Below are 26454 nucleotides of genomic sequence, written 5' to 3' on the forward strand. Positions count from 1 at the left end.
ACCCGGCGCTGACCCGGGCACGCGCCGCGCGCCACGGGGCCGCAGCCTAGGAGCGCCAGTCGCGGACGGCCATGACCAGCGCCGCCAGCAGCAGGAGTACGGCGGAGAGCAGCGCGATCCGCAGCGCCTGCGACTCCGCGACGTGGAGCCCGGCGAACGTGTAGACGGTCATCATGAGCGCCGCCCCGACCGAGGAGCCGATCCGCTGTCCGGTCTGCAGCGCGCCGCCGGCCGCGCCGCCCATCCGGGGCGGGACCTGGTCGAGGCTCAGCACCATGTTGGGGGAGACGACGGCGCCACCGCCGAGCCCGGCGACCAGGAGCGCCGGCACGGAGACCCACCACAGGTGACCAGGGCTCAGCAGCGGCAGCGCGAGCGCGGTGACCGCCACGCCGAGGGCGACGACGGTGAGCGCGATGACGGTGATCAGCCGGCCGACGTCGTTCACCACCCGCCCCGCCGCGGGCGCGCTGAGCGCGGCGCCGACCGCGAACGGCGAGAGCAGCAGTCCCGCGTGGAGCGGCCCGAAGCCGAGGGCGTCCTGGAGGTAGTACGACGTGACCAGGAGCGTGCCGGTGAAGCCGGTGAAGTACAGCCCACCGATGGCGAGCCCACCGGCGTACCCCCGGACGCGGCGCAGCAGCGACACGTCCAGCAGCGGAGGCCGGCCACGCGCGACGGCCCGGCGCTCCCAGCGGACGAAGCCCCATCCGCACACGGGGGCGAGGACGAGCAGCGCGAGAGGCCAGTAGCGCTCGCCCTCGACGCTCACCACCGGGAAGAGGACGGTGATGACCGTCGCGCCGAGCAGGGCGGCACCGACGACGTCGATGCGGGCGTCGCCCGCGGCGGCCGCGCGCCCCGGGACGAGCCGCGCGACGAGGACGAGCGCCACCAGGCCGAGCGGCAGGTTGATGAGGAAGAGGTAGCGCCAACCGTTCTCCGGCCCGGCGATGCTCAGGATCAGGCCGCCGAGGACGGGGCCGACCGCGGAGGAGACCGAGACGGTGAAGCCGAAGAGACCGAACGCCCGACCGCGCTCCGGGCCACGGAAGAGCTGTTGGATCAGGCCGGAGTTCTGCGGAGTGAGAAGTCCGGCGGTCGCTCCCTGCAGCAGGCGTGCCGCGACCACGACGCCGGCGCTGGGCGCCAGCCCCACGAACGCGCTCGAGCAGGTGAAGCCGACGAGGCCGACCAGCATCAGCCGGCGCCGTCCGTAGGCGTCGCCGAGCCGGCCGCCGGCGACCAGCGTGAGCCCGAAGGTGAGGGCGTAGCCCGACACCACCCACTGCACCGTACCGGCGCTGGTGTGGAGCCCCTCCTGCATGGACGGCACCGCAACGTTGACGATCGACACGTCGAGCAGCGCCATGAAGCCGACCAGCAGCGACACCCCGAGGATGCGCCAGCGTCGTGGGTCGGGACCGTCGGCGTCCGACGACGTCCGCTGCTCCGCCTCGGCGGTCTCCTCGCTCACGGGTCCACTCTTCCGGAGCGGTCAAGGGCGTCGTACGCCGGACCCCACCGTGGCGGCGCCGACGCGGGGAGCACGGCTCCGCCTGACGGCCGACGGGCGTCACCGGCGGGCGCGCCAGCCGGTCAGCTTGCCGGGGTTGACCACCAGCCACACGTCCGTGACGCGTCCGCCCACGACGCGCAGGTTGGCCACCGCCCGGACCTCACCCGTCTCCGTGAGCACGAAGCCGAGCCCGTCCGCGGTGGCCCGCTCCGCCAGGGCCCAGCTCGGCCGCTTCGTGAGTACGCCGAGCAGGAACCGCGCCACGTTGCGCGGCCCCACCACGGGGTTCCTGGCCGCGCTGACGACGCCACCGCCGTCCGAGCGGAGCGTGACCGTCGGGTCGAGCAGCGCGGTGAGGCCACCGAGGTCGCCGCCACCCGCGGCCGCGACGAACGCACGCACGACGGCGTCGTGCTCCGCGGGTCGCGCCGCGACGTTGCGGTGGTCGGCGACCCGTCGCCGTGCGGACGTCGCCAGCTGGCGCACGGCGGCCGGCGAGCGCCCCACGATCTCGGCGATCTCCGGGAACGGCAGCGTGAAGACGTCGTGCAGCACGAACGCGACCCGCTCGGCCGGGGTCATCGCGTCGAGGACGACCAGCAGAGCGGTGCTGACGGTGTCGTCGAGCGTGACCCGATCGGCCGGGTCCGGCGCCCGGCCGTCGCCGAGGAGGCCCGCCGGGACGGGCTCGGGCAGCCACTCGCCGACGTACTGCTCCCGGCGGACGCGCGCCGACTTCAGCACGTCGAGACAGACGCGGCCGGCGACCCGGGTCAGCCAGCCCTGGACGTTGGCGACGGCGGCCCGCTCCTCCGCGGAGAGGCGATACCACCGGAGGTAGGTCTCCTGGACGGCGTCCTCCGCCTCCTCGAGCGTGCCGAGGAGGCGGTAGGCGAGGGCGAGCAGCCGCCGCCGCTCCGCGATCACCTCGGGGATCTGCGCCGGCGTCGACGGGTCGGGCTCGTTCATCGGCGTTCCTCCACTCTCGCGCGCCTCACCAGTCTGACGACGCGGCCCGCCGGACTGTGAGGACCTCACATCCACCGCGGTCGTCTCGTCAGAGTCGGTGAGCGCCCGCGCCCGACGGGCGACGTACGACGAAGGAGTGGTCATGCTGCCGCACGTCAACCTGAGCAAGCTCTTCCCGGCCGCCTACGAGGCGCAGCTCGCTGCCGAGAAGGCGGCGCAGGAGGCGGTCGTGACTGCCGGGCTCGACCCCCTGCTGGTCGAGCTGGTGAAGATCCGCGCCTCGCAGCTCAACGGCTGCGCGTTCTGCCTCCGGATGCACACCCGGGACGCCCTGGAGAAGGGCGAGACGGCCGACCGACTCGCCCTGGTGGCGGCCTGGTGGGAGTCGCAGTACTTCACCGCCCAGGAGCAAGCGGCCCTCACCCTCGCGGAGCGCATCACCCGGATCGGCGACGAGCACACCGCACCCGCCCCGACGGTCGACATCGAGGGTGTGCTCGACGAGAAGCAGATCGCCGCGATCGTCCTCGTCGCGATCACGATCAACACGTGGAACCGCTTCGCCGTCGCCAGTCACTACCCCGTCGCTCCGTGAGCCTTCGTCCCGAGAGACCACCAGCTCGATCGCACGCCGCGGTGCGATCCGGGGATCGGTGCGGTCGGACCGCAGCGAGACGGACGAATATCTAATAGTGCACTGAAAAAGTAGACTATGATGTCGGTATGACCACCGCAGTGCTGCCCTCCCTGCCGTCGTACGACGGCGCTGAGCTCGTCGTCCCCGCGCCCGGCGCCGGCCCTGGCAACTGGGCGGGCGCGGCCAGTGCCGTCCTCGTCGACGGCGTCTTCTGGCTCGCTTGGCGCAACCGCCGCCCGCTCGGCGTCGGGCGGGGCGTGAGCGTGTCGGTCGCCCGCTCGCTCGACGGTGTCGCCTTCGAGACCGTCGCCGAGGTTCACCGCGACCAGCTCGGCTGCGAGTCGCTCGAGCGACCCGTCCTCGTGCCGCTGCCGGAGGGTGGCTGGCGGCTCTACCTCTCCTGTGCCACCTGGGGGTCCAAGCACTGGTGGGTGGACAGCCTCACCGCCTCGACCCCGGAGGAGCTGCCTCGGGGCGCTCGGCGGATGGTGCTCACCGGGGACGACGCGACGGCGGTGAAGGACCCGGTCATCGACATCGATCCGGACACCGACGAGTGGCAGATGTGGCTGTGCTGCCACCCGCTGACCGCGCCTGGCGAGGAGGACCGGATGACGACCCGCCGGCTCACCAGCGTCGACGGACTCCGCTGGGAGGATCAGGGGGTGGTGCTCGCGGGACGGCCGGGGGAGTGGGACGCCCGGGGCGCGCGGGTCACGACGGTGCTCTCCCGCGAGCCTCTGGTCGTCCTGTACGACGGCCGTCCCGATGCCGCCTCGAACTGGTTCGAGACGACCGGGGTCGCGCATGCGGACGGCGCGCGCCTCGTGGCCGATCCCGACCGGCCGCCGATCGCGTCGCCGTACGCCGACGGCGCGTTCCGCTACGCCTCGGCCGTGCCGCTGCCCGACGGTCGGACGCGGTTCTACGTCGAGGCCGCGCGTCCGGACGGCGCCCACGACCTGGTCACCGTGGTGCGATAGCCGACGTCCCCACTGCCACGTCGCTCAGCGAGCAGGATCCCATCGCCGGGCGTCCATGTAGGCGGACTCGGCGCGCCGGGTGTGCCGGCCCGACGGTCAGGCGGAGGTGCGCTGGGTGGATCGCTGGGCGAAGGAGCCGCGGCTCGTCGTGGAAAGCCAGTCGCCGAAGTCTCGGCCGCTGACCGCGGAGAGCAGCTTGATGTCGTCGGCGAAGCAGGGGGCCAGCTGCTCGCGCTGCTGCGGCGTGAGCAGCGGCCGGTGTGCCTCGTCGGGGCCGGCGAGGTGGCGCAGCAGCGCCGGGGCGGCGCGTCGCCAGGCCTCGGGCGGCGCGAACTGGCCGAGCCAGGCGCCGGCGCGCACGACCGGACCGAGGGTGCGCGGGCGCCAGCCGGGCTCGACGTAGGACCGCGAGTTGTCGCGCGGGATGCTCGTGACCAGGCCGGTCTCGATCCCGAGGAACCGGCAGGCGGTGTCCACGGCTCCGGACGGATCGTCGACGAGCTCCTTGTAGCGCAGCAGGAGCACCCGCTCGGGGTCGACGTGCTGGTGGAGATGCGCCAACTGCTCGCCGTACATCCCCAGCTCGCGGTATCGCCAGAAGGGCGCCCAGCCGTCCCGGACGCGCTGGTCCTGGAGGGAGAAGGCGGTGAGGAAGTCCGACACGGGCTCGAGGCCGTCACACCACAGGTGCATCCAGTTGGAGTAGGCCCGGTCGATCGGGTCGCGGACGACGGCGATCAGCCTCGCCTCGGGGAGGGCGTCGGCGATGCGGCGGTGGGCGCCGCGGCTCCATAGGTAGAACGGCGTGCTCTCGCCACGGACCCGGTCCTCCGGGGCGTCGGCGAAGAGTCGTGCGTAGTCGTCGCCGTGCCACACCCACTCCTGCTGGGAGTGCTGGTCGCCGGGGCCGCGCCAGTGGGGCGGCGGGGCGTCGTCGCAGAGGAAGTACTTCGGCTCCTTCGGCTGCGACATGAACACCTGCGGATGCTGCGCGAGCGCGGAGTGGAGCGCGGTGGTTCCGGCCTTCGGGGCGCCGATGATCAGGAAGTCTGGCCCGCGGTCGGGTCCGACGCGACGTGTCATCCGCCCTCCTCGGATAAGTGACGTGACTCAGTGTACTTACGCGACTAGATCCTGCTCAAGCGCGATCTCCTAGGCTGTGCCCGTGGCCGACCTCAACATTCCGCCTGCCCCTGCGATCGCCGGTGCGCGACACCTCCACTCCGGCAAGGTCCGCGACCTCTACGAGATCGAGGAGGGCCCGTACGCCGGTCATCTGCTCATGGTGGCCAGTGACCGGATCTCGGCGTTCGACCACGTCTTCGACACCACGATCCCCGACAAGGGGGAGATCCTGACCCGGCTCTCACTGTGGTGGTTCGAGCAGCTCGACGACCTGGTGCCCCACCACGTCGTCTCCACCGACGTGCCCGAGGAGGTCAAGGGCCGGGCGGTGATCTGCCAGAAGCTCCACATGTTCCCGGTCGAGTGCGTCGCCCGCGGCTACCTCACCGGCTCCGGCCTGCGGGAGTACGACGCGACCGGCGAGATCTGCGGGATCCGCCTGCCGCACGGGCTGGTCGACGGCTCCCGGCTCGACCCGGCGATCTTCACTCCGGCGACGAAGGCCGAGCTGGGCGACCACGACGAGAACGTCAGCTACGAGCACGTCGTGCGCCAGGTGGGCGAGGACGACGCGGCGGCGCTGCGCCGGCTGACGCTCGACGTCTACCACCGCGCCGAGGAGATCGCGCGCGGCGCCGGCCTGATCCTCGCCGACACGAAGTTCGAGTTCGGCGTCCGCCAAGACGACCTCGGCATCCGCACGATCGTGCTCGCCGACGAGGTCCTCACGCCCGACTCGTCGCGCTACTGGGACGCGGCGCAGTGGAACCCCGGCCACGCCATCCCGTCGTTCGACAAGGACGTCATCCGGCGCTGGCTGCTCTCCCCGGAGGCCGGCTGGGACCGCGAGAGCGGCGCCACCCCGCCCCCGCTGCCGGCCGAGACCGTCGAGCGCACCCGCGCGAAGTACGTCGAGGCCTACGAGAAGCTCACCGGCCACTCGTTCTGAGTCGGCCCGCACAAAGTTGGTGGGACACCCTCCCCGGATATGTAACTCGCGGGTAGGTTGTCGGCGCACGTCCGAGTGATGCCGAGTGATGGAGGCCGCGTGAGCACGTCGTACAACCTGTCGTCCCTGCTGGAGAAGGGCGCCGCCGCCCACCCCGACCGCGACGCCGTCGTCCTCGGCGACACGCGGCTGACCTACGGGCAGGTCGACGCGCTCGCCAACCAGGTCGCCAACCTGCTCGTCGCGCGCGGGATCGAGCCGGGCGACAAGGTCGCGCTGATGAGCCCGAACCTGCCGTACTTCACGATGGTCTACTTCGGCATCCTCAAGGCCGGCGCCACCGTGGTCCCGCTCAACGTCCTGCTCAAGGACCGCGAGGTGGCCTACCACCTGGCGGACTCCGACGCGAAGGCGATCTTCGCCTTCCAGGGCACGCCCGAGCTGGCGATCGGCCAGGAGGCGTACGACGGGTTCTCGCAGACCGACTCCTGTGAGCACTTCTTCGTGATCACGGCCGACCCGTCGGCCGCCTCGCCGATCGAGGGCACCCCCGACCGTCCGGCGGAGACGCTCTTCGGGGCGCTCGGTGCCGTGCAGGCCGCGCCGACGTTCGCGACGGTGGCGACCGACGAGGACGACACCGCGGTCATCCTCTACACCTCCGGCACCACCGGGCAGCCCAAGGGGGCGGAGCTGCGCCACCGCAACCTGCGCGACAACGCCCTGATCGGCGACGCGCTCTTCGGGGCCTCGGGCGACAACCCGGACACCTTCCTCGCGGTGCTGCCGCTCTTCCACGCCTTCGGCCAGACCGTCTGCCAGAACGGCGCACTCGCCTACGGCGGCACGATCGTGATGCTGCCGCGCTTCGAGCCGCAGGCCGCGCTGCAGCTGATGCTGGCCGAGAAGGTCAGCTTCTTCGCCGGCGTGCCGACGATGTATTGGGGCCTCCTCGGCGCCCTCGACGCTCCGTCGGACTCTGGGGCGGTCGACCTCGCCGCGCTCAAGGAGAACCTGCGCGTGGCCGTGGCCGGCGGCTCGGCGCTCCCGGTCGAGATCCACAAGGAGTTCGAGGCCCGCTTCGGCGTCACGATCCTCGAGGGGTACGGGCTGTCGGAGACCTCGCCGGTGGCGTCCTTCTCGAAGTACGGCGAGCCCGCCCGCCCCGGGTCGATCGGCGTGCCGGTGCCCGGTTGCGAGATGGAGCTCATCGACCCGCACAGCTGGGAGCCCGTCGCGTGGACGCCGGACGCGGTGGGGGAGATCGCGATCCGCGGCACCAACGTGATGAAGGGCTACTACAAGCGCCCCGAGGCCACGGCGGCCGTCATCAGCGAGGACGGCTGGTTCCGCTCCGGCGACCTCGGCACGCGTGATGCCGACGGGTGGTACTCCATCGTCGACCGCACCAAGGACCTCATCATCCGCGGCGGCTTCAACGTCTATCCGCGCGAGATCGAGGAGGTCCTGCTCACCCACCCGGCGATCTCGCTCGCCGCCGTCATCGGTGTCCCGCATGACAGCCACGGCGAGGAGGTCAAGGCGGTCGTCATCCTCAAGCCCGGCGCCACCGCCACGCCCGAGGAGATCGTCGCGTGGAGCAAGGACACCATGGCGGCGTACAAGTACCCCCGCATCGTCGAGATCGTCGACTCGCTGCCCATGACCGCCACGGGGAAGATCCTCAAGCGCGAGCTCTCCTGACCCCGACGGCCGAGTCGGCGTCCCTGGACGCCGACTCGGCGCCGCGGGTCCGTCGAGTCGGCGCAGAGGTCACTGGAACGGGTTGGGGAGCGCGCCGGGGAGCTGGGCGAGGAGCTCGCGGGCCTGGGCGGCGACCTTGTGCTCGACGAGGACCTCGTACTTCGTCGCGACGACCTGCGTGACGGAGGAGAAGTCGCGCTGGCCTCGGGTGGCGCCGAAGCCGACCAGCGACCAGATCAGCCCGAAGATCGCCCCGAAGAGCATCGTCGAGATCACGACCCCGAGCCAGGCGTCGTTGCTGAACAGCGACAGCACGATCCCGACGAACAGCCCGAACCACAGACCCGAGACCAGGCCGGCGATGGCGACCCGGTTCCAGGTCAGCCGGCCGGTGATGCGCTCGAGCTGCTTGAGGTCGGTGCCGACGATCATGCAGTTCTCGACCGGGAACTCGTGGTCGGAGAGGAAGTCGACGGTGCGCTGGGCCGCCGCATAGTCGTCGTACGTCGCCAGCGACTGCGGGAACTGCAGCTTCAGCGGCGACGTGGCGCGGGGGTGGGAGGACGGCATGCTCATGTCTTCAGTCTGCCCGACGGGCGAGCGCGGATGCGGACGCGCGGCGCCGGACCACCTAGAATCCGGGCCATGCCTCGAGTCGTCGTCGACGTCATGCCCAAGCCCGAGATCCTCGACCCGCAGGGGAAGGCCGTGCTCGGCGCCCTGCCGCGGCTCGGGTTCACCGGGGTGACCGATGTGCGGCAGGGCAAGCGGTTTGAGCTCGAGGTCCACGAGGTCAACGACGACGTGCTCGCCGAGATCTCCACGATGGCCGAGACCTTCCTCGCCAACACCGTGATCGAGAACTTCACCGTCCGGGTGGAGGACAAGTGAAGATCGGCGTCGTCACCTTCCCCGGCACGCTCGACGACATCGACGCCGCCCGGGCCGTCCGCATCGGCGGGAACGAGGCGGTCTCGCTCTGGCACGGCGACCACGACCTCAAGGGCGTCGACGCGGTGATCCTGCCGGGCGGCTTCTCCTACGGCGACTACCTCCGCTGCGGCGCCATCTCCCGCTTCTCCCCGGTCATGACCGAGGTGATCGAGGCCGCCGGCAAGGGGCTCCCCGTGCTCGGCATCTGCAACGGCTTCCAGGTCCTCTGCGAGTCCCACCTGCTCCCGGGTGCGCTGATCCGCAACGACCACCGCAAGTTCATCTGCCGCGACCAGCGGCTGCGGATCGAGAACGCCGCCACCGCGTGGACCTCCGCGTTCGCGCAGGGCCAGGAGATCGTCGTACCCCTCAAGAACGGCGAGGGCCAGTTCGTCGCCGACGCCGAGACGCTCGACCGGCTCGAGGGCGAGGGCCGGATCGTCGCGCGGTATGTCGACGTCAATCCCAACGGCTCGCTGCGCGACATCGCCGGCGTCACCAACGAGGCCGGCAACGTCGTGGGGCTCATGCCCCACCCCGAGCACGCCGTCGAGGAGCTCACCGGCTCCGGGACCGACGGGCTGGGCTTCTTCACCTCGCTCGTCGAGAAGGTCTTCGCCTGAGCTCGCGCTGACCACGCCACAGGGCCGGCCCCGTCGGGGCCGGCCCTGTGGTCTTTCGCCGGAGCGTCGGTCGTGGCGGCCGAGCGCGTCAGCCGGTCAGCTGATCGGGCCGCCGTAGCGGCCCGTCGAGAGCGCGGTCCAGGTGGACGACCGGGCGATGCCGTCACCCCTCCACCCGAGGCTCTTCTGGTAGGCGACGAGCGCCTTCTTCGTCGCGCTGGTGAAGACCCCGTTGACGGGCAGCTTGAGGCGTACGTCGACGGCGTCGAGCGCACGTTGGAGGTTGCGGACCGACTCGCCGGCCGAGCCGGTCTTGAGGACCGGGTGGCTCGTGGCGGTGTGGAGCGCCATCCAGTTCTTCCGGCCGAAGATCGGGTTGACCCACATGTGGTGGGCGCGCTGCCAGGCGTTGATCGCCGAGCGGAGGCCGCTGCCGTAGGTGCCGTTCATCGAGCCGGTGAAGGTGCCGCGCTCCTTGAGCAGGCACTTGAGCGCCTTGACGACAGCGGGGTTGGGCTTCGCCGTCTTCGTGGGCGGCTTCACGGCGTAGTAGTGGTCGAAGGTGACGTTCATGCCGCCGCAGTGGCTGGCGGCCGACGCGTCCTGGCCGAACGCCACGTAGTCACGGTCGATGTTGATCGTCACGCCGCCGTAGGTCTCGTTGTGGCCGCCCTGGTACTGCTTCATCCGGCGGTCCGGCTGCCAGCCGTCGTTGCGGACGTAGGTCGAGGAGGTGTTCGCCTTCCCGTCCCAGTCGGCGATCCAGAGCCGGTCGGGCAGCTTGAACGTCGTCGGGCGGTAGACGCGGGCGTTGTCGACCGCCTTGATCCCGGAGCCGGCGCTCGAGTAGAGCCCCGACTTGTAGTGGTTGTTGTGGACGACGGAGGTCCAGCCGTTGAGGAACCACAGCGCCGACTCGCGGCAGGAGGTGTTGTCGAAGGTGAAGCCCTCGAGGTCGTAGAAGAGGGTGCTGCCTGCCACGATCCCGAGGGAGCGGGCGGCGGCGATGGCCGACTTCGCCTCGGCGCGGCCCTGCATCCGGGCCTTGTAGTAGGTGTTCGACGACGACGGGTTGATCCGCGGGTCGTCGCCGTAGCGCGGGAAGCGCGGGTTGCAGGACGCCTGCGGTCCCAGGGTGATGGGCAGCAGCTTCCAGCCCTTGGCGAGCTGAGTGCGGACCCAGGCGGCATCGAGGTAGGTCTGGTTGCGGCAGCCGCGCGACTTGCCGGAGATGTAGATCCCGACGGCGAGGTAGGGCGAGTAGTTCAGCCAGGTGTTCATCGCGCTCTGCGACGGGGCCTGGCACTGGTCGAACCCGTGGCCGGTGAACGCCCCCGGGGTGACCGGATTGGAGGCCGCCGCGAGGCGCAGGCCGTCCGGCCCCGGGCGCGGTGTCCCGGGAGCGAGCAGCAGGGTCGCGGCGAGGACCCCGGCGAGCAGTGCTCCGAGGCCGGCGGCGAAGGTGCGGCGAGGCGTGACTCCCAACATGGCGAGTCACGATAACCACAGAAATAACATCAGTAACAGCCGGCGATGACAATTACATCTTTGTAATTCGGCGAATCACAAGAATGTAATTCTCGCGGATCCCGAATATCGCCGAAAAAAGGATGGGCGCAAGGCGCCGCCCGGCCGGCGGGTATGACCGCCGGCCGCACGACGCCTCGCGCGGATCGTTGTGGGGTCAGTCCGGCTGGGTGCCGACCGGGCCGCCGGCGTACGACGGACGGCGGAGGACCAGGGTCAGCGCGCTGACCAGGCCCAGACCCGCGAGGATCGCCGCTGCCAGGAACGCCTCGTGGACGCCGGGGAGGAACTCGCCCGGCACGGCGTTGGCGGCATAGACCGACGCGATGACGGCGAGGCCGACGGCGCCGCCCAACTGCTGCATGGTCTGCAGAAGTCCCGAGGCGGAGCCGGCGTGCTCCGGCTCGACCCCGGCGAGCACCAGCGAGGTGGTCGGCATGAACACCAGGCCCGCGGAGAGGCCGTTGACGAGCATCGGCAGGAGGACCGCCCCGGCGTAGCTGCTGCCGGAGCCGATGTCGCTGAGCAGGGCGAAGCTGACGACCGCGCCGAGCGCGCCGACCACCATGAGCGGTGCGGCACCGAAGCGGGCGACCAGCCGCGGGGTGACCCGCGACATCGTGAAGATGCCGGCCGTGAGGGGCAGGAACGCGACGCCGGTCGCGAGCGGGCCGTAGCGGAGGTCGTTCTCGAGGTACTGCACGAGGAGGTAGAACATCGAGAACTGCGCGCCGACGACGCTCGCGATGAGGACCAGCCCGGCGACGCGCGACCGGTTGCGGAGGAGCCCGAGTCGCAGGAGCGGATGGGCCACCCGGCGCTCGGTGACGACGAGGGCGCCGATCAGGACGGCGCCGAGGACGAGGCCGCCGATGGTCCGGGCTGAGCCCCAGCCGTGGTCGGGGGCGCCGATGAGCGACCACACCACCGCGCCCGCGCCGCCGGTCGCGGTCACCGCGCCGACGATGTCGAAGCGGCCGGGCCGTCGCGGCGTCTCGCTCACGAACCGACCCACGAGGGCGAGAACGGTCAGGCCGATCGGGACGTTGATGAAGAGCGTCCAGCGCCAGGAGGCGACGTCGGTGAGCAGGCCGCCGAGGATCAGCCCGAGCGTGCCTCCGCCGGACGAGACGGCGGCGAAGAGCGCGAGGGCGCGGTTGCGCGCGGCCTCGTCCGGGGCGCTGGTGGTGAGCAGCGCGAGCACCTGGGGCGCGGCGATCGCAGCGCCGGCGCCCTGCAGGGCGCGGAACGCGACGAGGAGCCCCGAGGCCGGCGCGAGGCCGCCGAGGAGCGAGAAGAGGGTGAAGACGCTGATGCCGGTCCAGAACGCGCGGCGGCGACCGAAGACGTCGCCGAGGCGGCCACCGAGGAGCAGCAGCCCGCCGAACGCGAGGGTGTAGCTGTTGAGGACCCAGGACAGCGACGCCGGGCCGAAGTGGAGGTCGGTCGCGATCCCCGGGAGCGCGACGTTCACGACGGTGGCGTCGAGGATGAACATGAGCTGGGCGACGAGGACGATGAGGATGCCGGCGGCCGCCCGGCCCGCGTCGGGCGGCAGCTGTGTCGGAAGGCCCGGATTCTGGGCGCGCGGAAGCAGGGTCGAAGACATGAGGGTGGGTTCTCCTGTTCTGGCCGGAGCGGCCGACGTACTATTAGCGGAGAGTTGCTCCGCTTCTCCTCGACAGTACCGGAGAGTATCTCCGGTTTGCAAGGCCTTACAGTTCGGTCGTGCAGGTCGTGGCGGTCTGCAGACGGCGCGGAGCCAGGAGGAGTGCACGATGCGAGCGGACGCGAAGCGGAACCGCGACCGGCTGGTGGAGGTCGCGCGCGAGATCTTCCGGGAGCAGGGGTACGACGCTCCGCTGGACGAGGTCGCCAAGCGGGCCGGCGTCGGCCCCGGCACGCTCTACCGTCACTTCCCGACCCGCGAGAACCTCATCGACGCCGTGATGCAGGCCTGGGTCGACCAGGTCAACGAGGCGGCCGACAAGGCGCTCACCCACGAGGGCGGGCCGCGCGAACGGCTGATGGCGTGGTTCGAGGACTACACCGACCGCCTGCGGAGCCACCGCGGCAGTGCCGCGAAGATCACGGCCGCGCTCGGCGACGAGAGCTCGCCGATCGCCGGCAAGTGCCAGATCTACTCGGCGGCCAACGCGCGCGTCGTCGAGACGCTTCGCGAGGAGGGCGCCGTCCGCGACGGCGTCGACGCGCTCCAGGTGCTCCGGCTCGTCGGCGGCGTGGCGACGGTCGCCGACCAGGGCAGCCTCCCGGCCGACGCCGTACGCCCCATGCTCGAGGTCGTCGCCGACGGCGTGCTGCGCTGACGGCGCCGACTCGGTGAAGGGGCGCCCGGACCGTTAGATTGGGCGTGTGACCGCGAGCTCCTCGTCCGCTGCCCCCACCACCTCCGCCGACCTGCCCGCGCTGGACACCGTCCACCACGCCGCCGGCGACCCCGACCGCGAGCAGCCGTGGGCTGAGCTGGGACTCAAGGAGGACGAGTACCTCCGCATCAAGGAGATCCTCGGCCGTCGGCCGACCTCCTCGGAGCTCGCGATGTATTCCGTCATGTGGTCGGAGCACTGCTCCTACAAGAGCTCGAAGGTCCACCTCAAGCAGTTCGGTCAGATCCCCCAGGCGACCAAGGCCGGCAAGATGCTGGCCGGCATCGGGGAGAACGCCGGCGTCATCGACGTCGGTCAGGGCTACGCCGTCACGTTCAAGATCGAGTCCCACAACCACCCGTCGTACGTCGAGCCCTACCAGGGCGCCGCGACCGGGGTCGGCGGGATCGTTCGCGACATCCTGGCGATGGGCGCCCGCCCGGTCGCCGTCATGGACCCGCTCCGCTTCGGCCCGCTCGACGCCGACGACACCCACCGGGTGCTGCCCGGGATCGTGGCCGGCGTCGGTGGCTACGGCAACTGCCTCGGCCTGCCCAACATCGGTGGCGAGGCGGTCTTCGACGAGACCTACCTCGGCAACCCGCTCGTCAACGCGCTCTGCGTGGGGGTGCTTCGCCACGAGGACCTCCACCTGGCCAAGGCGTCCGGGGAGGGCAACCTCGTCATCATGTACGGCGCGCGCACCGGCGGCGACGGCATCGGTGGCGCCTCGATCCTCGCCTCGGTCGAGTTCGACGAGGATGGCCCGGCCAAGCGCCCCTCGGTGCAGGTCGGCGACCCGTTCATGGAGAAGCTCCTCATCGAGTGCACCCTCGAGCTCTTCGCTGCCGGGATCGTCCGCGGCATCCAGGACTTCGGCGCGGCCGGCATCTCCTGCGCCACCTCCGAGCTGGCCGCGGCCGGCGACGGCGGCATGCACGTCCACCTGGAGCGCGTGCCGCTGCGCGACTCCACGCTCGCGCCCGAGGAGATCCTCATGAGCGAGAGCCAGGAGCGGATGATGGCCGTCATCGCCCCGGAGGACGAGGCGACCTTCATGGAGATCTGCGCCAAGTGGGACGTGGAGGCCGCCGTCATCGGTGTCGTCACCGAGGACAAGAGGCTGCGCGTCGACTGGCACGGCGAGACCGTCGTCGACGTCGACCCGCGGACGGTGGCCCACGAGGGTCCCGTCTACGAGCGACCGTTCGCCCGTCCGGCCTGGCAGGACGCCCTTCAGGCGGACGTCGCCGAGAAGCTCCCGCGTCCGGTGACGGCCGACGAGCTCCACGAGACGGTCCTCGCGCTGGTCGCCTCGCCGAACCTGTGCGACAAGTCCTGGATCACCGACCAGTACGACCGCTACGTCCGCGGCAACACCGTCCTCTCCCAGCCCGCCGACAGCGGCATGATCCGCGTCGACGAGTCGACCAACCTCGGGGTCGCGGTCGCGACCGACGCCAATGGGCGGTTCGCCAAGCTCGACCCGTACGCCGGCGCCCAGCTCGCCCTCTCGGAGAGCTACCGCAACGTGGCGACCGGCGGTGCGATCCCGCTCGCGATCTCCGACTGCCTCAACTTCGGCTCCCCGGAGGACCCCGACGTCATGTGGCAGTTCGCCGAGGCCTGCCGCGGCCTCAAGGATGCCTGCCTCGAGCTCGGCGTCCCGGTCACCGGCGGCAATGTGTCGCTCTACAACCAGACCGGTGATCTCGCGATCCTGCCGACGCCGGTCGTCGCGACGCTGGGCGTGATCGAGGACGTCACGCAGCGCGTCCCGTCGACCTTCCAGGCGGAGGGCGAGACGATCCTGCTGCTCGGTGAGACCCGCGAGGAGCTCTCCGGCTCGGAGTGGGCCCATGTCGTCCACGGCCACCTCGGCGGGCTTCCGCCGAAGGTCGATCTCGCGGCCGAGAAGGCGCTCGCCGAGCTGCTCCACGAGGCCCGCACCCTCGTGAGCTCCGCCCACGACGTCTCCGACGGGGGTCTCATGCAGGCGCTCGCCGAGCCGGCCATGGTCTCGGGCATCGGTGTCTCGGTCACCCTCCCGGGCGACGCCTTCGTCGCGCTGTTCGCCGAGTCGACGGCCCGCGCGGTGGTCACGATCGCCGCGAGCGAGGCGTCGCGCCTGGTCGCGCTCGCGGAGCGCCACGGGGTGCCCGTCACCGAGCTCGGCACCACCGGCGGGTCGTCGTACGCCGTCGCCTTCGAGGGAGGCTCCTTCGAGATCCCGCTCGACCAGCTCGCCGACGCCTGGCGGTCCACGCTGCGCAACGCGTTGGCCTGACGCGCCGCTCTTCGTCCACAGCGGCCGCTCGTGCCGCCTGTCTCCACAGGCGCGCGGGCGGCCGTCGTACGTCGTCGGTGCGGGCCGCTGCGCTGGTCTTCATCACCGAGAAGGAGACCTACCATGACGTTCATGACGACCACCGCGCCGGACCGCTCGCTCACGAGGGCCGACTGGGAGAAGCTGCCCGAGCATCGGTGCAAGACCGAGCTGCTCGACGGTGAGCTGGTCGAGATGCAGATGCCGAGCATGGCCCATCAGGACATGTCCGCCGGGCTGTTCCTCGCCTTGTGCGCCGCCGCACCCGCGGAGATGAGGGTGCGCTATGCGCCGATCGACGTCCACATCAGCGACCGGACCATCCTCGAGCCCGACCTGCTCGTTGCCCGCCGCGAGCTGTTCCTGCCTCGAGGTTTCGAGGAGCCACCGCTCCTGGCGGTCGAGATCCTCTCGTCGAGCATCCGGAGCCGCGACCTGATCCGCAAGTTCAGCTGGTTCGAGCAGTTCGGCGTCCAGCACGTCTGGTTCGCCGATCCCGACGAGCCGTCGGTCGCGGCCTGGGAGCTCGTCGACGGGCGCTACGTCGAGGCCGGCGAGGCGGTCGGCGAGGAGACGCTGGTCCTCGAGCGGCCGTTCCGAGTCGAGATCACGCCGCGGCGGTTGCTGGACGACTGATCGCGATCGCGCCGGGAGACCCGCCCCGTCGGGTCGCCCCGTCGGGTCAGCGGCCGCGGTGGCTGTCCCGGTCGATCTGGTCGTTGAGATCGCGGAGGGCGTCCGCGTCGCGGACGAAGTCCGGGTCGTCGGCGAGATGACGGCTCAGCTGGTCGAGGTTCTGGGTGACGTTGGCCCGGACCGCCTGGGCGGAGGGGTGGTCGTCGCGTCCCGCGACGACGTCGTCCCAGGTGGTCTGCCCAGCGTCGATCCGGCGCTGCACGGCCTGGAGGTCGGGACCGTGGTCGCCGCGTCGTCGCTCCTCCGCCCGCTCGGCGTCCCGTGCGGCCTTCTGGCGACGGTAGGCCTCACGCTGCCGCTGCAGGTCGTCGCGTTCGCGCCGGAGCGTGGCGATCAGGTCCTGCGTCTCACGTCGGGTGGCCTCACGGGCCGCTCGGATCCCGGGGTTGCGGGCCATCGGCGTCTCCTGTCGGTCGAGAGGTGGTTGCGTCGGGGCGGCGGTCAGCCGAATCCTGCCTCGGCGGTGCGGTCGACGCTGCTGCCGTCGTAGCCGGCGGTGCCGACCTCGCCCATCTTCAGCAACGAGTTGAGGACGGTCATCCCGGCGTTGAACCACGTCAAGCCCTTGAGTGCGATCTTGATCGCCGTGGTGATCTTCTCGATCGCCTCCAGGCACTTGTGGATCAGGGAGATCGCGCGCTTGACCTTGCCCGCCCCCGTCAGGAGCGCCTTCCCCCAGCCGACCAACGGGACGGCGGCGTCGGAGATGAGCTCTTGAGCGATGTCGTTGATGAGGTGCAGCGCGCCGACCACGACCTCGGCGGCGGCGACCGAGACGTCGATCAGGTTGCCGAGCTGGTCGTGGATGAGGCCGGCCGCCTCGGCCTGGTCGGCGTGCATGTCGCGGATGTCGTCCATCCGGCTGACTGCGGTCTCCCCACCCTGGCCCTCCCAGACGGCCGGCAGCTGCCCGGAGAGGCCGCCGTAGTTCTCGGACAGCTCCTGCAGCGCGAGGGCCACGTCGCTCCACGCGGTCTGCATCGAGGACATCGCGTTGAAGTCACCGGCGAGCTTGGTGATGATCGCCTCGCGAAGACTGGTGTGCCAGAACTTCGTGATGACCCAGTCGATGCCGTCGATGATCCAGCCGCAGTCGCTCTTCAGCTTCTCCATCGTCTCGCCCATCGTCCCGGGTGGGGTGCCACCGTTGACGTGGTAGCCCGGGTCGTAGAGCTCGGTGATCGCACTCATCGGGGTCCCCGATCGGTTGTTCGGCGGAGGAGCGGAGCGGGGGAGACGAAGAACCGATTGGGGTGGTTCATCGGGTGGTTCATCGGCCTGCCCACTCCTCGGCGTCGCGGTCGTGGTCGCCGTCCTGGTAGTCGCGGTAGCGCTCGGCGTCCTTCACGTTGTCGATGATGTTGTCGACCGAGTCGATCGTCTGGTTCACGTTGTCCACGGCCGTCGTGGCGGCGTCGTACGCCCCCTTCGCATTGGCGGCGTGGTGATCGACGTTCGTCCGCTGGCGGCGGTCCTCGTCGGCGTAGTGCCGGGTCGTGTCGGCCGCGTCCTGAGCGTGCCGGGTCGCGGTGGCCGGGTCGTCGCCGGCGGCGATGCGCTGGTCGTAGACGTCGCGGTAGTTGCGCACCGAGTCCTGACTGGTGCGCAGGTCCTCGAGCGCGTTGGCACGGGTGTCAGCGTCGGGGAAGAGCTGCTTCATGGCGTCCTCGTGGCTCAGCCCGCTGTGGCGGAGCGCGAGGTATTCGTGGCGCTTGAGGTTGGAGAGCACCGTGTCGGTCACGTGGTCCTTCACCGTCCCAGCCGGATCCGTCCAGGCGGGGGCGTCGGGGGCGTCGGAGTCCGGCAAGGCGTTGTCGACGGCGTCGGATGCGGTGTCCTTGACGCCGTCGACCGCCCAGGGCAGGTCCGGCTCGGGCAGCTTGAGGACGTTCTTGATCTGGAACGGCGAGTCGTCGTCGGCCTTCGGCGGCTGCAGCGGGTCCTCGGTGGGGCCGCCGGGAGTCGTCACGCCGCTGCCGACCGGGGTGTAGGGGTTGAGCTTGCCGAGCGGGCCGAGGGCCTTGCGCGCCTTCTCGTAGGCCTCGCGGTCATGGTCGCGGTAGGCCGTCGCGGCGAGCCGGAACGATCTCTTCGCCTTGTGGGCGACCGCCATCGAGTCGTCCATCCCCTGGGTGGCCGTGTTGAGCGCCGACTCGTAGCTGCCCTGGAAGAGGTTCATCACTCCGGTGAAGGCGCCGGTCTTGCTGCAGGCGGTCTGGATGTAGGTGGACACGTCGGCGATGTGGCCGTGCTGTCGCTGCGCGAGCCTGCTGGCAGCGACCAGGCTGTCGGGGTCGACTCGGAAGTCGTTCACGGGTGTGACCTTTCGGACGGGATGCCGCCATCCTGCCGCGAGGACCGTCGGGCTAAACCTCCGAGTCGCGGTCCGCCGCCCCGCGCGCCTCGCCTCGTCCATGTGACTCGCGGACGTCACGCTCCGCGGCGAGCCGCACCGGGTCGGGCTCGGCAAGGGCAGGATCGGGCTCGGTCGCCCGTCGGTGCGCGGACCGCATCTTGAACCACCCGACGATCATGAGGAGGCCGACGAGCACGGCGAGCGCGCCGCCGACCGCCGAGCCCCAGCCGAACTCCTCCGTGCTCCGCCAGTAGTCGCCGTCGCGGTAGAGCTCGATCCTGTCGCCCGGGTCGGGGTAGTTCGCTCGCTTGGTGAGGTACGTCGACCCGGTGGTGCCGTCCGGCAGCGTGAACTCGACGTCCTTCCCGCGGCGCGACATCCGCCGACCCGGGTCCGAGGAGACCTTGTCGACCGTCGCGGTCACGGTCTTGTGGCCGGTGCTGGTGTCGACGTAGCGCGCGATGGGGATCGCGCCGCCGATCAGGATCAGGATGATCGCGGCGATCAGTGGACCCTTGCCAGGGTTGGTGAGGTCGATCCTGGGCCGCACGGGCTTGCTGGTGCTGGGCTTCTCCACGGGTTCTCCTCGAGCCGAGATGGGCTCGACCCTATGACAGGGACCGACCCGGGCGGAGCGGTGGCTTCGAGGGCATCCTTCTAGGCTGGTCGTCGTGACCGCTCGCCTGAGGACCGCGCCCGCCGCCGAGGTCGCCGACGCGCTCGCGCGCGTGCGTGCCGGTCGAGGGGAGCGGGCCGACCTGCGGCTGCTCACCAAGCACTATCTGGCGCTGCTCGAGCAGCGCGCGCCCGGGAGGAGCGTGGAGGTGCGCGTCCCGCCGTACGCCGCGGTCCAGTGCATCGAGGGCGTACGGCACACCAGGGGGACCCCGCCCGCGGTCGTCGAGACGGACGCGACCACCTGGATCGCCGTCGCGACCGGCGAGCTGGCCTGGGCCGAGGCCGTCGCGCAGGGCCGGGTCTCGGCCTCGGGCGAGCGCACCGACCTGACGCCGTACCTGCCGCTCCTCCGGCCGCCCGACGGCGCGGGCCGCTGAGCGCTCTTTGGCCCGGCGTACCGAGGCGCCGAACCCCGGATTAACCTCGCCACCATGACTTCCTCGATCGCCGAGATCCGCGCCAAGGTCACCGAGCTGCTTCCCGGCATCCGCCGCGACCTCGAGGACCTCGTCCGCATCGAGTCGGTGAGCGCCGACCCCGCCCGCCTGGGTGAGGTCGAGAGGAGCGCGGCGAAGACCGCGGAGCTGTTCGCGGCCGAGGGGTTCGAGGTCGAGATCGTGCGCGCCCACGACGGTGCGCCGCCGGCGGTGATCGGGGAGCGGAAGGGACCGGAGGGCGCTCCGGTCGTCCTGCTCTACGCCCACCACGACGTCCAGCCGGAGAACGACCACGCCGACTGGGACACCCCGCCGTTCGAGCCCACGGAGCGCGGTGAGCGGCTCTACGGCCGCGGTGCCGCCGACGACAAGGCCGGGATCGCCGGCCACGTCGGCGCGGTGCGCGTTCTCGCCGGGCTCGCCGAGGACGACGAGCTCCCGGTCACGCTGCGGCTCTTCATCGAGGGGGAGGAGGAGGTCGGCTCCGAGACGCTGCCCGCGCTGTTGAGGACCTACCAGGACCGGCTCGCCGCCGACGTCATCGTGATCGCCGACTCCGGCAACTGGGACATCGGCGTGCCGGCGCTCACCACCAGCCTGCGCGGCCTCGTGCGGATGGACGTCGAGGTCCGCACCCTCACCCACGCCGTCCACTCCGGCATGTGGGGCGGTCTGGTCCCCGACGCGTTGATGACGCTCTCCCGGGTGATCAGCACCCTCCACGACGACGAGGGCAACGTCGCCGTCGCCGGTCTCCACAGCGGCCCGGCCGCCGACGTGGACTATCCCGAGGAGCGGCTCCGCGCCGAGTCGGGCGCCGCCCCCGGCATCGAGTGGATCGGCTCCGGCTCCACCGTCGAGCGGCTGTGGACGAAGCCGTCGCTCTCGATCACGGGACTGGACGCTCCCAAGGTCGCCGGTGCGTCGAACACGCTCGTCCCGTCGGCCTCCTGCCGGATCTCGATGCGGATCGCCCCGGGCGACACCACGGGCAACGCCGTCGCCCGGCTCCAGGAACATCTCGAGAAGCACGTCCCGTGGGGCGCCACGCTCACCACGACCGTCGTCGACACCGGCGAGGCCACCCAGATCGAGGCGAGCGGTCCGGCGTACGACGCGGCGCGTGCGGCCTTCACGGCGGCGTGGGACGGCACGGCGCCGATCGACATGGGCGTCGGCGGCTCCATCCCGTTCATCGCGGAGTTCCTCGAGGCGTTCCCGCAGGCCAGCGTGCTGGTGACCGGTGTCGAGGATCCCGACACCCGCGCTCACGGCGCCAACGAGGGCCTCCACCTCGCGGAGTTCGAGCGGGTCGTCGCGGCCGAGGCGCTGATGCTCGCAGAGCTCGGCCGGCTCTGAGCCGTCCCGGCCCGCTCAGGCCGGTCCAGGCTCAGCGGGCCGGGAACGTGACGCACAACCCGGCGTCGGGACCCGTCGTGACGGTGATCCGACCGCCGTGCTGGCGGACGATGGCGTCGACGAGGGTGAGCCCGATGCCCGTGCCGGGGCGATCCAGGACACGCGGATCGGTGACGCCGAAATAGCGGAGCAGCAGTCCCCGGAGCTGGTCGGTGTCGCCTCCTCCGGCGGTCACCACGAGCTCCACCTCGCCGGTGCGCGGCCGGACCGCGACCCGGGCCGGGGCGCCGTCGGAGAAGGCGATGGCGGTCTCGAGCATCGTCGTCACCAGCCGCTCGAGGGCCGCGTCATCGCCCGTGATCGTCGCGGGCGCGAGCGCGAGGTCGAGCCGTCCGGGGAGGATCCTGCCGTCGCCCTCGAGCCGGTTGGCTACGTCGGCGACCGCTGCTGCGAGGTCGAGGGCGGTGCCGTCGAGCGGCCGGTCGGTGACCCGCGCGAGGAGGAGCAGGTCGTCGACGAGGCGCGCCATGCGGTCCGACCGCTCGCGCAGCTCGCGGACGAGCGCCGGGTCGGTCGCGTTCGACGTACGCAGCTCGTCGACGCAGTGGACGATCGCCTTCAGCGGCGTTGACAGCTCGTCCGCCATCCGGGCGACGAGCTGGGACTTGTAGGCGTCCAGCTCGCGCAGGCGGGCGACGAGGCGCTGCTCCTCCTGGAAGGTCCGGGCGGTGAGCAGGAGGCGTCCGAGGTCACGACCGATGTCGCGGGCGGCGGCGATCTCGAGGCCGCGGAAGCGCGCTGCGTCGACCGGTCGCAGGATCGCCAGCGACCCGAGGCACTCGGGACCGGCGCCGAGCGGCGCACAGAGAACGGCGGAGTACTCCCCGCGCTCGAGGAACCCGCGCACGTAGTCCACGTCCACCTGCGGAAGGGCCGGGTTCGACGTCGTGGCGAGGCTGATCACCGCGGCGTCGTCGAGCTCCCACAACCGGCGCGCCGTTCGCTCGCCGATCTCGGCCAGGCGGAGGTCGCGGCGGAGGTCGCCGTCGGCGAAGTACTGCACGACCTCGGGCGCCTCGTCGCCCGTCGCGAACACCCGCGTCCAGAGCGCAGCGGCGCCGAAGGCCTCACGCAGCGTCTCTCCGGTCTCCCGCAGCACCGCGTCGAGCGACCGCTCCCGCGACGCCTGACGCACGACGAGGCGCGCGGCGTCGAGCAGCCGCGTCTGCGCCGCCAGACGCTCCCGCTCGAGCGCGGTGACGATGACCCGCTCCGCCTGGGCGGCGTACTTGTCCATCAAGCGGAGCCGCGCTCCGCTCGGGCGTCGGCCGCCGACCGGGTCGTCGAGCATGACCGCTCCCCGCAGGACGCCGTCGCCGTCATACACCGGCGAGACCAGCAGGTCGCCCGGGTGCCAGAGGTGTCCACCGCCGGCCGTGTCGGTGGCCGGGTCGCTGGCCGTGCCGCTGGCCGGGTCGCTGGCCGTGCCGCTGGCCGGCGCGCCGTGTGACGCGCCGGCCTGGGGATCCGCCCGGTGGGGGACGAAGCAGAACCGGCCCCAGCGCTCGCCGGTCGCGAGCGCCTCGTCGAGGACGGCGACGGGCCAGCGGACACCGATCTGCTCGTCGTCACCGCCCAGCCCGCCCTCGGGATCACCGGCCGAATCGGCCCGCTCCGCGGCGACGGCGACCACCTCCAGCTCGTCGCCGCGGACGACACTCACGATCGCCGCACCGAACCCGACCAGCTGGGTCAGCCCGAGTGCGATGAGCTGGAACGTACGACGGTCGCCCGTGTCCGGCGACGGGCGCCAGGCGTCACGCCAGGGCATCAGGCGTCCTCGAAGGCGGGAAGCGTCACGCGGAAGGTGCTGCCGACGCCGAGCGCCGACTCGACGTCGATCCGGCCGTCGTGGGCGCGCACGATGCGGTCGACGATCGACAACCCGAGGCCGGTGCCAGGCTCGAGGCGGGCGGCGTTGTCGGTGGAGCGGAAGAACTCGGTGAAGAGCCGCGCCTGGTCCTCCTCGCTGATGCCGATGCCGGTGTCGCTCACCGAGAGCTCGACGTCATGGCCGTGCCGGGCCGTCGTGACCAGGACCTGGCCGCCGCGAGGCGTGTACTTGACCGCGTTGTCGACGAGGTTGAGCACGACCTGGTCGAGCTCGTCGGGATCGCCGAGGACGACGGCCGCGGCCCGATGGTGGGAGAGGGCGACGCCTCGGTGCGTCGCGGTCGCCGCGGAGAGCGCGACCGCCTGCTCGGTCACGGCCGCGAGGTCGACAAGACGGCGTACCCGTGCCTCGCGGGGGTCGCCCAGCCGGGAGAACCGCCGCAGCCCGTCGACGAGCCGCTGCAGCCGCTCCGTCCCTCGCGCGACGGCCGAGAGGGCGTGCTCGTGGAGCTCGGGGTCACCGGGCGCCTCCTCGAGGAGCTCGACGTTGGCACGCACGGCCATGAGCGGGCTCTTGAGCTCGTGGGAGACGGTGGCGGTGAGCCGGCTGCGGGCGTGATCGAGCTCCTGCAGGTCGCGCGCGACCCGGTGCTCGCGGCGCAGCTCCTGGGCGGTCTCGATCATCGTCCCGAGGTCGTGGCCCATCTCCTGGACGGCACGGCACTCCGCCTCGCTCCACGGCGCACCCTCCGGGCCGCGGTAGAGATAGAGCATCCCCAACGGGACGTGCCTGGCGCCGACCGGCGCGTAGAGAGACGACTCGACGCCGTGGGCGGCGAGCACGCTGCGGAGGTGGGTGAGCTCCTCCGGCGTACCCTCCGCGTTCACGGCCTCGGTCTGGCCGAGGATGCCGAACTGCTGCCTGGCCCACAGTCGCCGAGCGGCGCGCTCGACGTAGGGTCGCACGCTCGCGTCCCAGGTGAGGGAGACGCCGGCGACCGCGGCGGTCACGTGTCGCTGGCCACCGTCGCCGAGGAGCCAGAGCCAGACACCGAGCAGGTCGAAGTCGCGCACGAGCGCGTCGGCGGTCGACTGCAGGGCGCCTTGGGGGGTGGACCGGCCGGCTGCCTGCTGCACGATCTCCCGGGTGAGGCTGCGGAGCCGGACCTCCTCGCGCAGGCGCTCGCGCTCGAGGGTGGCCAGGATGATGCGGGCCGCGTGATCGGCGTACCTCGTCAGTGCGGGCCGATCCTCGGGGCTGGGCCGTCGACCGTTCGCCGGCAGGTCGAGCGCCAGCGTCGCGCGAAGGACGCCGTCGCCGTCGAGCAACGGCGCGATGAGCAGGTCGAGGGCGTGCCAGGCGTCCGCGTCGTCGCTCGGGGAGACGTCGGGCACCCAGCCCCACGGCTGCTCGTCCTCGCCGACCCGCTCCGCCGGCACGAACCGGAACAGGCCCCAGTCGTCGGACCGGTCGAGCTCGCGCGCGAGCAGGTCGAGCCGGCTGGTCGTGCCGAGCAGTTCGGCGCGGGCGGTCTCGCTCCCGGCGACGACCAGGGTGTGGAGGAGCCCGTCGTCGGCCATGACGTTGATCACAGCGACGCCGAAGCCGGCGAGCTCGGTGACCGCGTCGGCGACGAGCTGGAAGGAGGACAGGGTGACGTCGTCGGTGAGCGGCAGCGGGGCCGCGGACGGCGCGCTGGTCTGGTCGGTCATGGCTCTTTCGGAGGGACGGCGGTCGTGCGGTGTCCCCAGCCTGAGGCATGAACGGCCGTGGAGCGACGTTTCGTCCGATCCGTCGGCGCGCCCGTAGACTGGATCCGTGGTCAACCTCACCAGCTCTGGTAGGCGCCGGGGCGACGGACGGCTCACTGCAGCGCTCGACCCCCACGACCAGGGTCCACAGGACCACTGTGGGGTGTTCGGAGTATGGGCGCCGGGCGAGGACGTCGCCAAGCTGACCTACTTCGGTCTCTACGCGCTCCAGCACCGCGGTCAGGAGTCGGCCGGCATCGCCGTCAGCAACGGCCGCCAGATCCTGGTCTACAAGGACATGGGCCTGGTGTCGCAGGTCTTCGACGAGGCGACGCTCGACTCGCTCCATGGCCATCTCGCCGTCGGCCACGCCCGCTACTCCACGACGGGCGCGAGCGTCTGGGAGAACGCCCAGCCGATCTTCCACCCCACCGGTGAGGGGTCGGTCGCGCTCGGCCACAACGGCAACCTCATCAACGTCCACGAACTGCGTGACTGGGCCGCCGAGCTGCCGGAGCACACCGGCGGACGGTCCAACCCGGTCTCGACGAACGACACCTCCCTGCTCACCGAGCTGCTGGCGCACCACCCCGACAGCTCCCTGGAGCAGAGGGCGCTCGAGCTGCTGCCGCAGGTCAAGGGCGCCTTCTCGCTGGTCTGGATCAACGAGGACACCTTGTACGCCGCCCGCGACCCGCAGGGGATCCGCCCGCTGGTCCTCGGCCGGCTGGAGCGTGGCTGGGTCGTCGCGTCGGAGGACTCCGCCCTGGCGACCGTCGGGGCGAGCGTCGTCCGCGAGATCGAGCCGGGCGAGATGGTCGCCATCGACGAGTCCGGTCTGCGCACCCACCGTTTCGCGGAGCCGGAGCGCAAGGGCTGTGTCTTCGAATACGTCTACCTCGCGCGTCCTGACGCCACCATCGCCGGCCGCAATGTCCACGAGGCGCGGGTCGAGATGGGCCGTCAGCTGGCCCGCGAGTTCCCCGTCGAGGCCGACCTCGTCATCCCCGTCCCCGAGTCGGGGACGCCGGCCGCCACCGGCTACGCCGAGGAGAGCGGCATCCCGTTCGGCCAAGGGTTCGTGAAGAACTCCTACGTCGGCCGGACCTTCATCCAGCCCAGCCAGACGCTGCGCCAGCTCGGCATCCGGCTCAAGCTCAACGCCCTCGAGCACGTCATCCGCGGCAAGCGGATCGTCGTGGTCGACGACTCGATCGTGCGGGGCAACACCCAGCGCGCTCAGATCCGGATGCTGCGCGAGGCCGGTGCTGCGGAGGTCCACGTGCGGATCTCCAGTCCGCCGGTGAAGTGGCCGTGCTTCTACGGCATCGACTTCGCCACGCGCGCGGAGCTGATCGCCAACGGGCTCGACGTCGATGAGATCGCCAACTCGGTCGGCGCCGACTCGCTCGGCTACATCTCGCTCGAGGGCATGATCGCGGCGACCAAGCAGGAGCGCTCCGCGCTGTGCACCGCCTGCTTCACGGGGGAATACCCCGTGCAGCTCCCCGACGAGAGCCTGCTCGGCAAGCACCTCCTCGAGGTCAGCCTGCAGTCGCCGACCGTCGGCAAGGCCCTCCCGGTCCTCAACAATCCCTAGT

Annotated in this window: 24 protein-coding genes; 12 read left to right on the forward strand and 12 right to left on the reverse strand. The window is 71.4% G+C overall.

Annotated elements, in window-relative coordinates; genetic code table 11:
• Nucleotides 1–46: 46 nt before the first annotated feature.
• Both AB3X52_RS06110 and sigJ read right to left on the reverse strand, forming a co-directional pair.
• Nucleotides 47–1477: an MFS transporter gene (locus AB3X52_RS06110; protein ID WP_367992334.1), complete on the reverse strand. Its 1431-nt coding sequence runs from the start codon at nt 1475–1477 to the stop codon at nt 47–49.
• A gap of 99 nt (nt 1478–1576) precedes the next feature.
• Nucleotides 1577–2488 (reverse strand): RNA polymerase sigma factor SigJ, encoded by a 912-nt coding sequence (sigJ, locus tag AB3X52_RS06115; RefSeq protein ID WP_367992336.1) that lies wholly within the window; start codon nt 2486–2488, stop codon nt 1577–1579.
• A gap of 97 nt (nt 2489–2585) precedes the next feature.
• Here sigJ and AB3X52_RS06120 point away from each other — a divergent pair, with 97 nt between their 5' ends.
• Together AB3X52_RS06120 and AB3X52_RS06125 are read left to right on the forward strand one after the other, a co-directional pair.
• Nucleotides 2586–3083: a carboxymuconolactone decarboxylase family protein gene (locus AB3X52_RS06120; protein ID WP_367992338.1), complete on the forward strand. Its 498-nt coding sequence runs from the start codon at nt 2586–2588 to the stop codon at nt 3081–3083.
• A gap of 128 nt (nt 3084–3211) precedes the next feature.
• Nucleotides 3212–4108 carry a hypothetical protein gene (locus AB3X52_RS06125; protein ID WP_367992339.1) on the forward strand — a complete coding sequence of 299 codons (897 nt, stop codon included), beginning with the start codon at nt 3212–3214 and terminating at the stop codon, nt 4106–4108.
• A 96-nt stretch (nt 4109–4204) separates the two neighbouring features.
• Here the strand turns inward: AB3X52_RS06125 and AB3X52_RS06130 are convergent, their stop codons facing one another.
• On the reverse strand, nt 4205–5191 hold the full coding sequence (locus tag AB3X52_RS06130) for a sulfotransferase family protein (protein ID WP_367992341.1): 987 nt from the start codon (nt 5189–5191) through the stop codon (nt 4205–4207).
• A gap of 82 nt (nt 5192–5273) precedes the next feature.
• Between AB3X52_RS06130 and AB3X52_RS06135 the strand changes: the two genes are divergently transcribed.
• Together AB3X52_RS06135 and AB3X52_RS06140 are read left to right on the forward strand one after the other, a co-directional pair.
• Nucleotides 5274–6182: a phosphoribosylaminoimidazolesuccinocarboxamide synthase gene (locus tag AB3X52_RS06135; RefSeq protein ID WP_367992343.1), complete on the forward strand. Its 909-nt coding sequence runs from the start codon at nt 5274–5276 to the stop codon at nt 6180–6182.
• Between the two features lie 99 nt (nt 6183–6281).
• Nucleotides 6282–7886: a long-chain-fatty-acid--CoA ligase gene (locus AB3X52_RS06140; RefSeq protein ID WP_367992345.1), complete on the forward strand. Its 1605-nt coding sequence runs from the start codon at nt 6282–6284 to the stop codon at nt 7884–7886.
• A 69-nt stretch (nt 7887–7955) separates the two neighbouring features.
• Here the strand turns inward: AB3X52_RS06140 and AB3X52_RS06145 are convergent, their stop codons facing one another.
• Nucleotides 7956–8462 carry a YflT domain-containing protein gene (locus tag AB3X52_RS06145; protein ID WP_437440537.1) on the reverse strand — a complete coding sequence of 169 codons (507 nt, stop codon included), beginning with the start codon at nt 8460–8462 and terminating at the stop codon, nt 7956–7958.
• 69 nt (nt 8463–8531) lie between these two features.
• Here AB3X52_RS06145 and purS point away from each other — a divergent pair, with 69 nt between their 5' ends.
• On the forward strand, nt 8532–8777 hold the full coding sequence (gene purS, locus AB3X52_RS06150; RefSeq protein WP_367992347.1) for a phosphoribosylformylglycinamidine synthase subunit PurS: 246 nt from the start codon (nt 8532–8534) through the stop codon (nt 8775–8777).
• Complete coding sequence (gene purQ / locus AB3X52_RS06155) at nt 8774–9442, forward strand: phosphoribosylformylglycinamidine synthase subunit PurQ (RefSeq protein ID WP_367992349.1); 669 nt, start codon at nt 8774–8776, stop codon at nt 9440–9442. Before purS ends, purQ begins: the two co-directional genes overlap by 4 nt.
• A 96-nt stretch (nt 9443–9538) precedes the next feature.
• Here the strand turns inward: purQ and AB3X52_RS06160 are convergent, their stop codons facing one another.
• Both AB3X52_RS06160 and AB3X52_RS06165 read right to left on the reverse strand, forming a co-directional pair.
• Nucleotides 9539–10930: a glycoside hydrolase domain-containing protein gene (locus AB3X52_RS06160; RefSeq protein ID WP_367992351.1), complete on the reverse strand. Its 1392-nt coding sequence runs from the start codon at nt 10928–10930 to the stop codon at nt 9539–9541.
• A gap of 196 nt (nt 10931–11126) precedes the next feature.
• Entirely contained in the window at nt 11127–12578 is a 1452-nt protein-coding gene (locus AB3X52_RS06165; RefSeq protein WP_367992353.1) for an MFS transporter, read from the reverse strand.
• Between the two features lie 169 nt (nt 12579–12747).
• Here AB3X52_RS06165 and AB3X52_RS06170 point away from each other — a divergent pair, with 169 nt between their 5' ends.
• The 3 genes from AB3X52_RS06170 to AB3X52_RS06180 all read left to right on the forward strand — a co-directional run bounded on the left by AB3X52_RS06170 (nt 12748) and on the right by AB3X52_RS06180 (nt 16318).
• On the forward strand, nt 12748–13296 hold the full coding sequence (locus tag AB3X52_RS06170; RefSeq protein ID WP_367992355.1) for a TetR/AcrR family transcriptional regulator: 549 nt from the start codon (nt 12748–12750) through the stop codon (nt 13294–13296).
• A 46-nt stretch (nt 13297–13342) separates the two neighbouring features.
• Nucleotides 13343–15643 (forward strand): phosphoribosylformylglycinamidine synthase subunit PurL, encoded by a 2301-nt coding sequence (gene purL / locus AB3X52_RS06175; RefSeq protein WP_367992357.1) that lies wholly within the window; start codon nt 13343–13345, stop codon nt 15641–15643.
• A 132-nt stretch (nt 15644–15775) separates the two neighbouring features.
• On the forward strand, nt 15776–16318 hold the full coding sequence (locus tag AB3X52_RS06180; protein WP_367992359.1) for a Uma2 family endonuclease: 543 nt from the start codon (nt 15776–15778) through the stop codon (nt 16316–16318).
• A 46-nt stretch (nt 16319–16364) separates the two neighbouring features.
• Here the strand turns inward: AB3X52_RS06180 and AB3X52_RS06185 are convergent, their stop codons facing one another.
• The 4 genes from AB3X52_RS06185 to AB3X52_RS06200 all read right to left on the reverse strand — a co-directional run bounded on the left by AB3X52_RS06185 (nt 16365) and on the right by AB3X52_RS06200 (nt 19311).
• A complete protein-coding gene (locus AB3X52_RS06185) occupies nt 16365–16775 on the reverse strand; it encodes a hypothetical protein (RefSeq protein WP_367992361.1) in 411 nt (136 codons plus the stop codon).
• A gap of 44 nt (nt 16776–16819) precedes the next feature.
• Complete coding sequence (locus AB3X52_RS06190; RefSeq protein ID WP_367992363.1) at nt 16820–17569, reverse strand: hypothetical protein; 750 nt, start codon at nt 17567–17569, stop codon at nt 16820–16822.
• A 79-nt stretch (nt 17570–17648) separates the two neighbouring features.
• The gene (locus AB3X52_RS06195) at nt 17649–18692 is read right to left on the reverse strand and encodes a hypothetical protein (RefSeq protein ID WP_367992365.1); all 1044 of its coding nucleotides are present in this window, start codon (nt 18690–18692) and stop codon (nt 17649–17651) included.
• 52 nt (nt 18693–18744) lie between these two features.
• Nucleotides 18745–19311 carry a hypothetical protein gene (locus AB3X52_RS06200; RefSeq protein ID WP_367992367.1) on the reverse strand — a complete coding sequence of 189 codons (567 nt, stop codon included), beginning with the start codon at nt 19309–19311 and terminating at the stop codon, nt 18745–18747.
• Between the two features lie 94 nt (nt 19312–19405).
• Between AB3X52_RS06200 and AB3X52_RS06205 the strand changes: the two genes are divergently transcribed.
• Nucleotides 19406–19789 carry a sterol carrier family protein gene (locus AB3X52_RS06205; protein WP_367992369.1) on the forward strand — a complete coding sequence of 128 codons (384 nt, stop codon included), beginning with the start codon at nt 19406–19408 and terminating at the stop codon, nt 19787–19789.
• Between the two features lie 54 nt (nt 19790–19843).
• Nucleotides 19844–21208 carry a dipeptidase gene (locus AB3X52_RS06210; protein WP_367992371.1) on the forward strand — a complete coding sequence of 455 codons (1365 nt, stop codon included), beginning with the start codon at nt 19844–19846 and terminating at the stop codon, nt 21206–21208.
• Between the two features lie 31 nt (nt 21209–21239).
• On the opposite strand, the gene AB3X52_RS06215 is transcribed toward AB3X52_RS06210, so the two are convergent.
• Entirely contained in the window at nt 21240–23039 is a 1800-nt protein-coding gene (locus AB3X52_RS06215; protein ID WP_367992373.1) for a sensor histidine kinase, read from the reverse strand.
• The gene (locus AB3X52_RS06220; RefSeq protein WP_367992375.1) at nt 23039–24814 is read right to left on the reverse strand and encodes a sensor histidine kinase; all 1776 of its coding nucleotides are present in this window, start codon (nt 24812–24814) and stop codon (nt 23039–23041) included. Before AB3X52_RS06220 ends, AB3X52_RS06215 begins: the two co-directional genes overlap by 1 nt.
• Nucleotides 24815–24920: 106 nt before the next feature.
• On the opposite strand from AB3X52_RS06220, the gene purF reads away from it, so the two are divergent.
• On the forward strand, nt 24921–26453 hold the full coding sequence (purF, locus tag AB3X52_RS06225) for an amidophosphoribosyltransferase (protein WP_367992376.1): 1533 nt from the start codon (nt 24921–24923) through the stop codon (nt 26451–26453).
• The last annotated feature ends 1 nt before the right edge of the window (nt 26454 follow it).

Source organism: Nocardioides eburneus, from assembly GCF_040838215.1.
In the GTDB taxonomy this organism is placed as follows: domain Bacteria; phylum Actinomycetota; class Actinomycetes; order Propionibacteriales; family Nocardioidaceae; genus Nocardioides; species Nocardioides eburneus.

What these genes read in the sequence shown, in the direction of transcription:
- AB3X52_RS06170 (WP_367992355.1), top strand. Translation starts at nt 12,748, where the DNA reads ATGCGAGCGGACGCGAAGCGGAACCGCGACCGGCTGGTGGAGGTCGCG.
- AB3X52_RS06165 (WP_367992353.1), bottom strand. Translation starts at nt 12,578, where the DNA reads ATGTCTTCGACCCTGCTTCCGCGCGCCCAGAATCCGGGCCTTCCGACA.
- AB3X52_RS06160 (WP_367992351.1), bottom strand. Translation starts at nt 10,930, where the DNA reads ATGTTGGGAGTCACGCCTCGCCGCACCTTCGCCGCCGGCCTCGGAGCA.
- AB3X52_RS06180 (WP_367992359.1), top strand. Translation starts at nt 15,776, where the DNA reads ATGACGACCACCGCGCCGGACCGCTCGCTCACGAGGGCCGACTGGGAG.
- purS (WP_367992347.1), top strand. Translation starts at nt 8,532, where the DNA reads ATGCCTCGAGTCGTCGTCGACGTCATGCCCAAGCCCGAGATCCTCGAC.
- AB3X52_RS06220 (WP_367992375.1), bottom strand. Translation starts at nt 24,814, where the DNA reads ATGACCGACCAGACCAGCGCGCCGTCCGCGGCCCCGCTGCCGCTCACC.
- AB3X52_RS06210 (WP_367992371.1), top strand. Translation starts at nt 19,844, where the DNA reads ATGACTTCCTCGATCGCCGAGATCCGCGCCAAGGTCACCGAGCTGCTT.
- AB3X52_RS06125 (WP_367992339.1), top strand. Translation starts at nt 3,212, where the DNA reads ATGACCACCGCAGTGCTGCCCTCCCTGCCGTCGTACGACGGCGCTGAG.
- AB3X52_RS06130 (WP_367992341.1), bottom strand. Translation starts at nt 5,191, where the DNA reads ATGACACGTCGCGTCGGACCCGACCGCGGGCCAGACTTCCTGATCATC.
- sigJ (WP_367992336.1), bottom strand. Translation starts at nt 2,488, where the DNA reads ATGAACGAGCCCGACCCGTCGACGCCGGCGCAGATCCCCGAGGTGATC.
- AB3X52_RS06190 (WP_367992363.1), bottom strand. Translation starts at nt 17,569, where the DNA reads ATGAGTGCGATCACCGAGCTCTACGACCCGGGCTACCACGTCAACGGT.
- AB3X52_RS06215 (WP_367992373.1), bottom strand. Translation starts at nt 23,039, where the DNA reads ATGCCCTGGCGTGACGCCTGGCGCCCGTCGCCGGACACGGGCGACCGT.
- AB3X52_RS06145 (WP_437440537.1), bottom strand. Translation starts at nt 8,462, where the DNA reads ATGAGCATGCCGTCCTCCCACCCCCGCGCCACGTCGCCGCTGAAGCTG.
- AB3X52_RS06185 (WP_367992361.1), bottom strand. Translation starts at nt 16,775, where the DNA reads ATGGCCCGCAACCCCGGGATCCGAGCGGCCCGTGAGGCCACCCGACGT.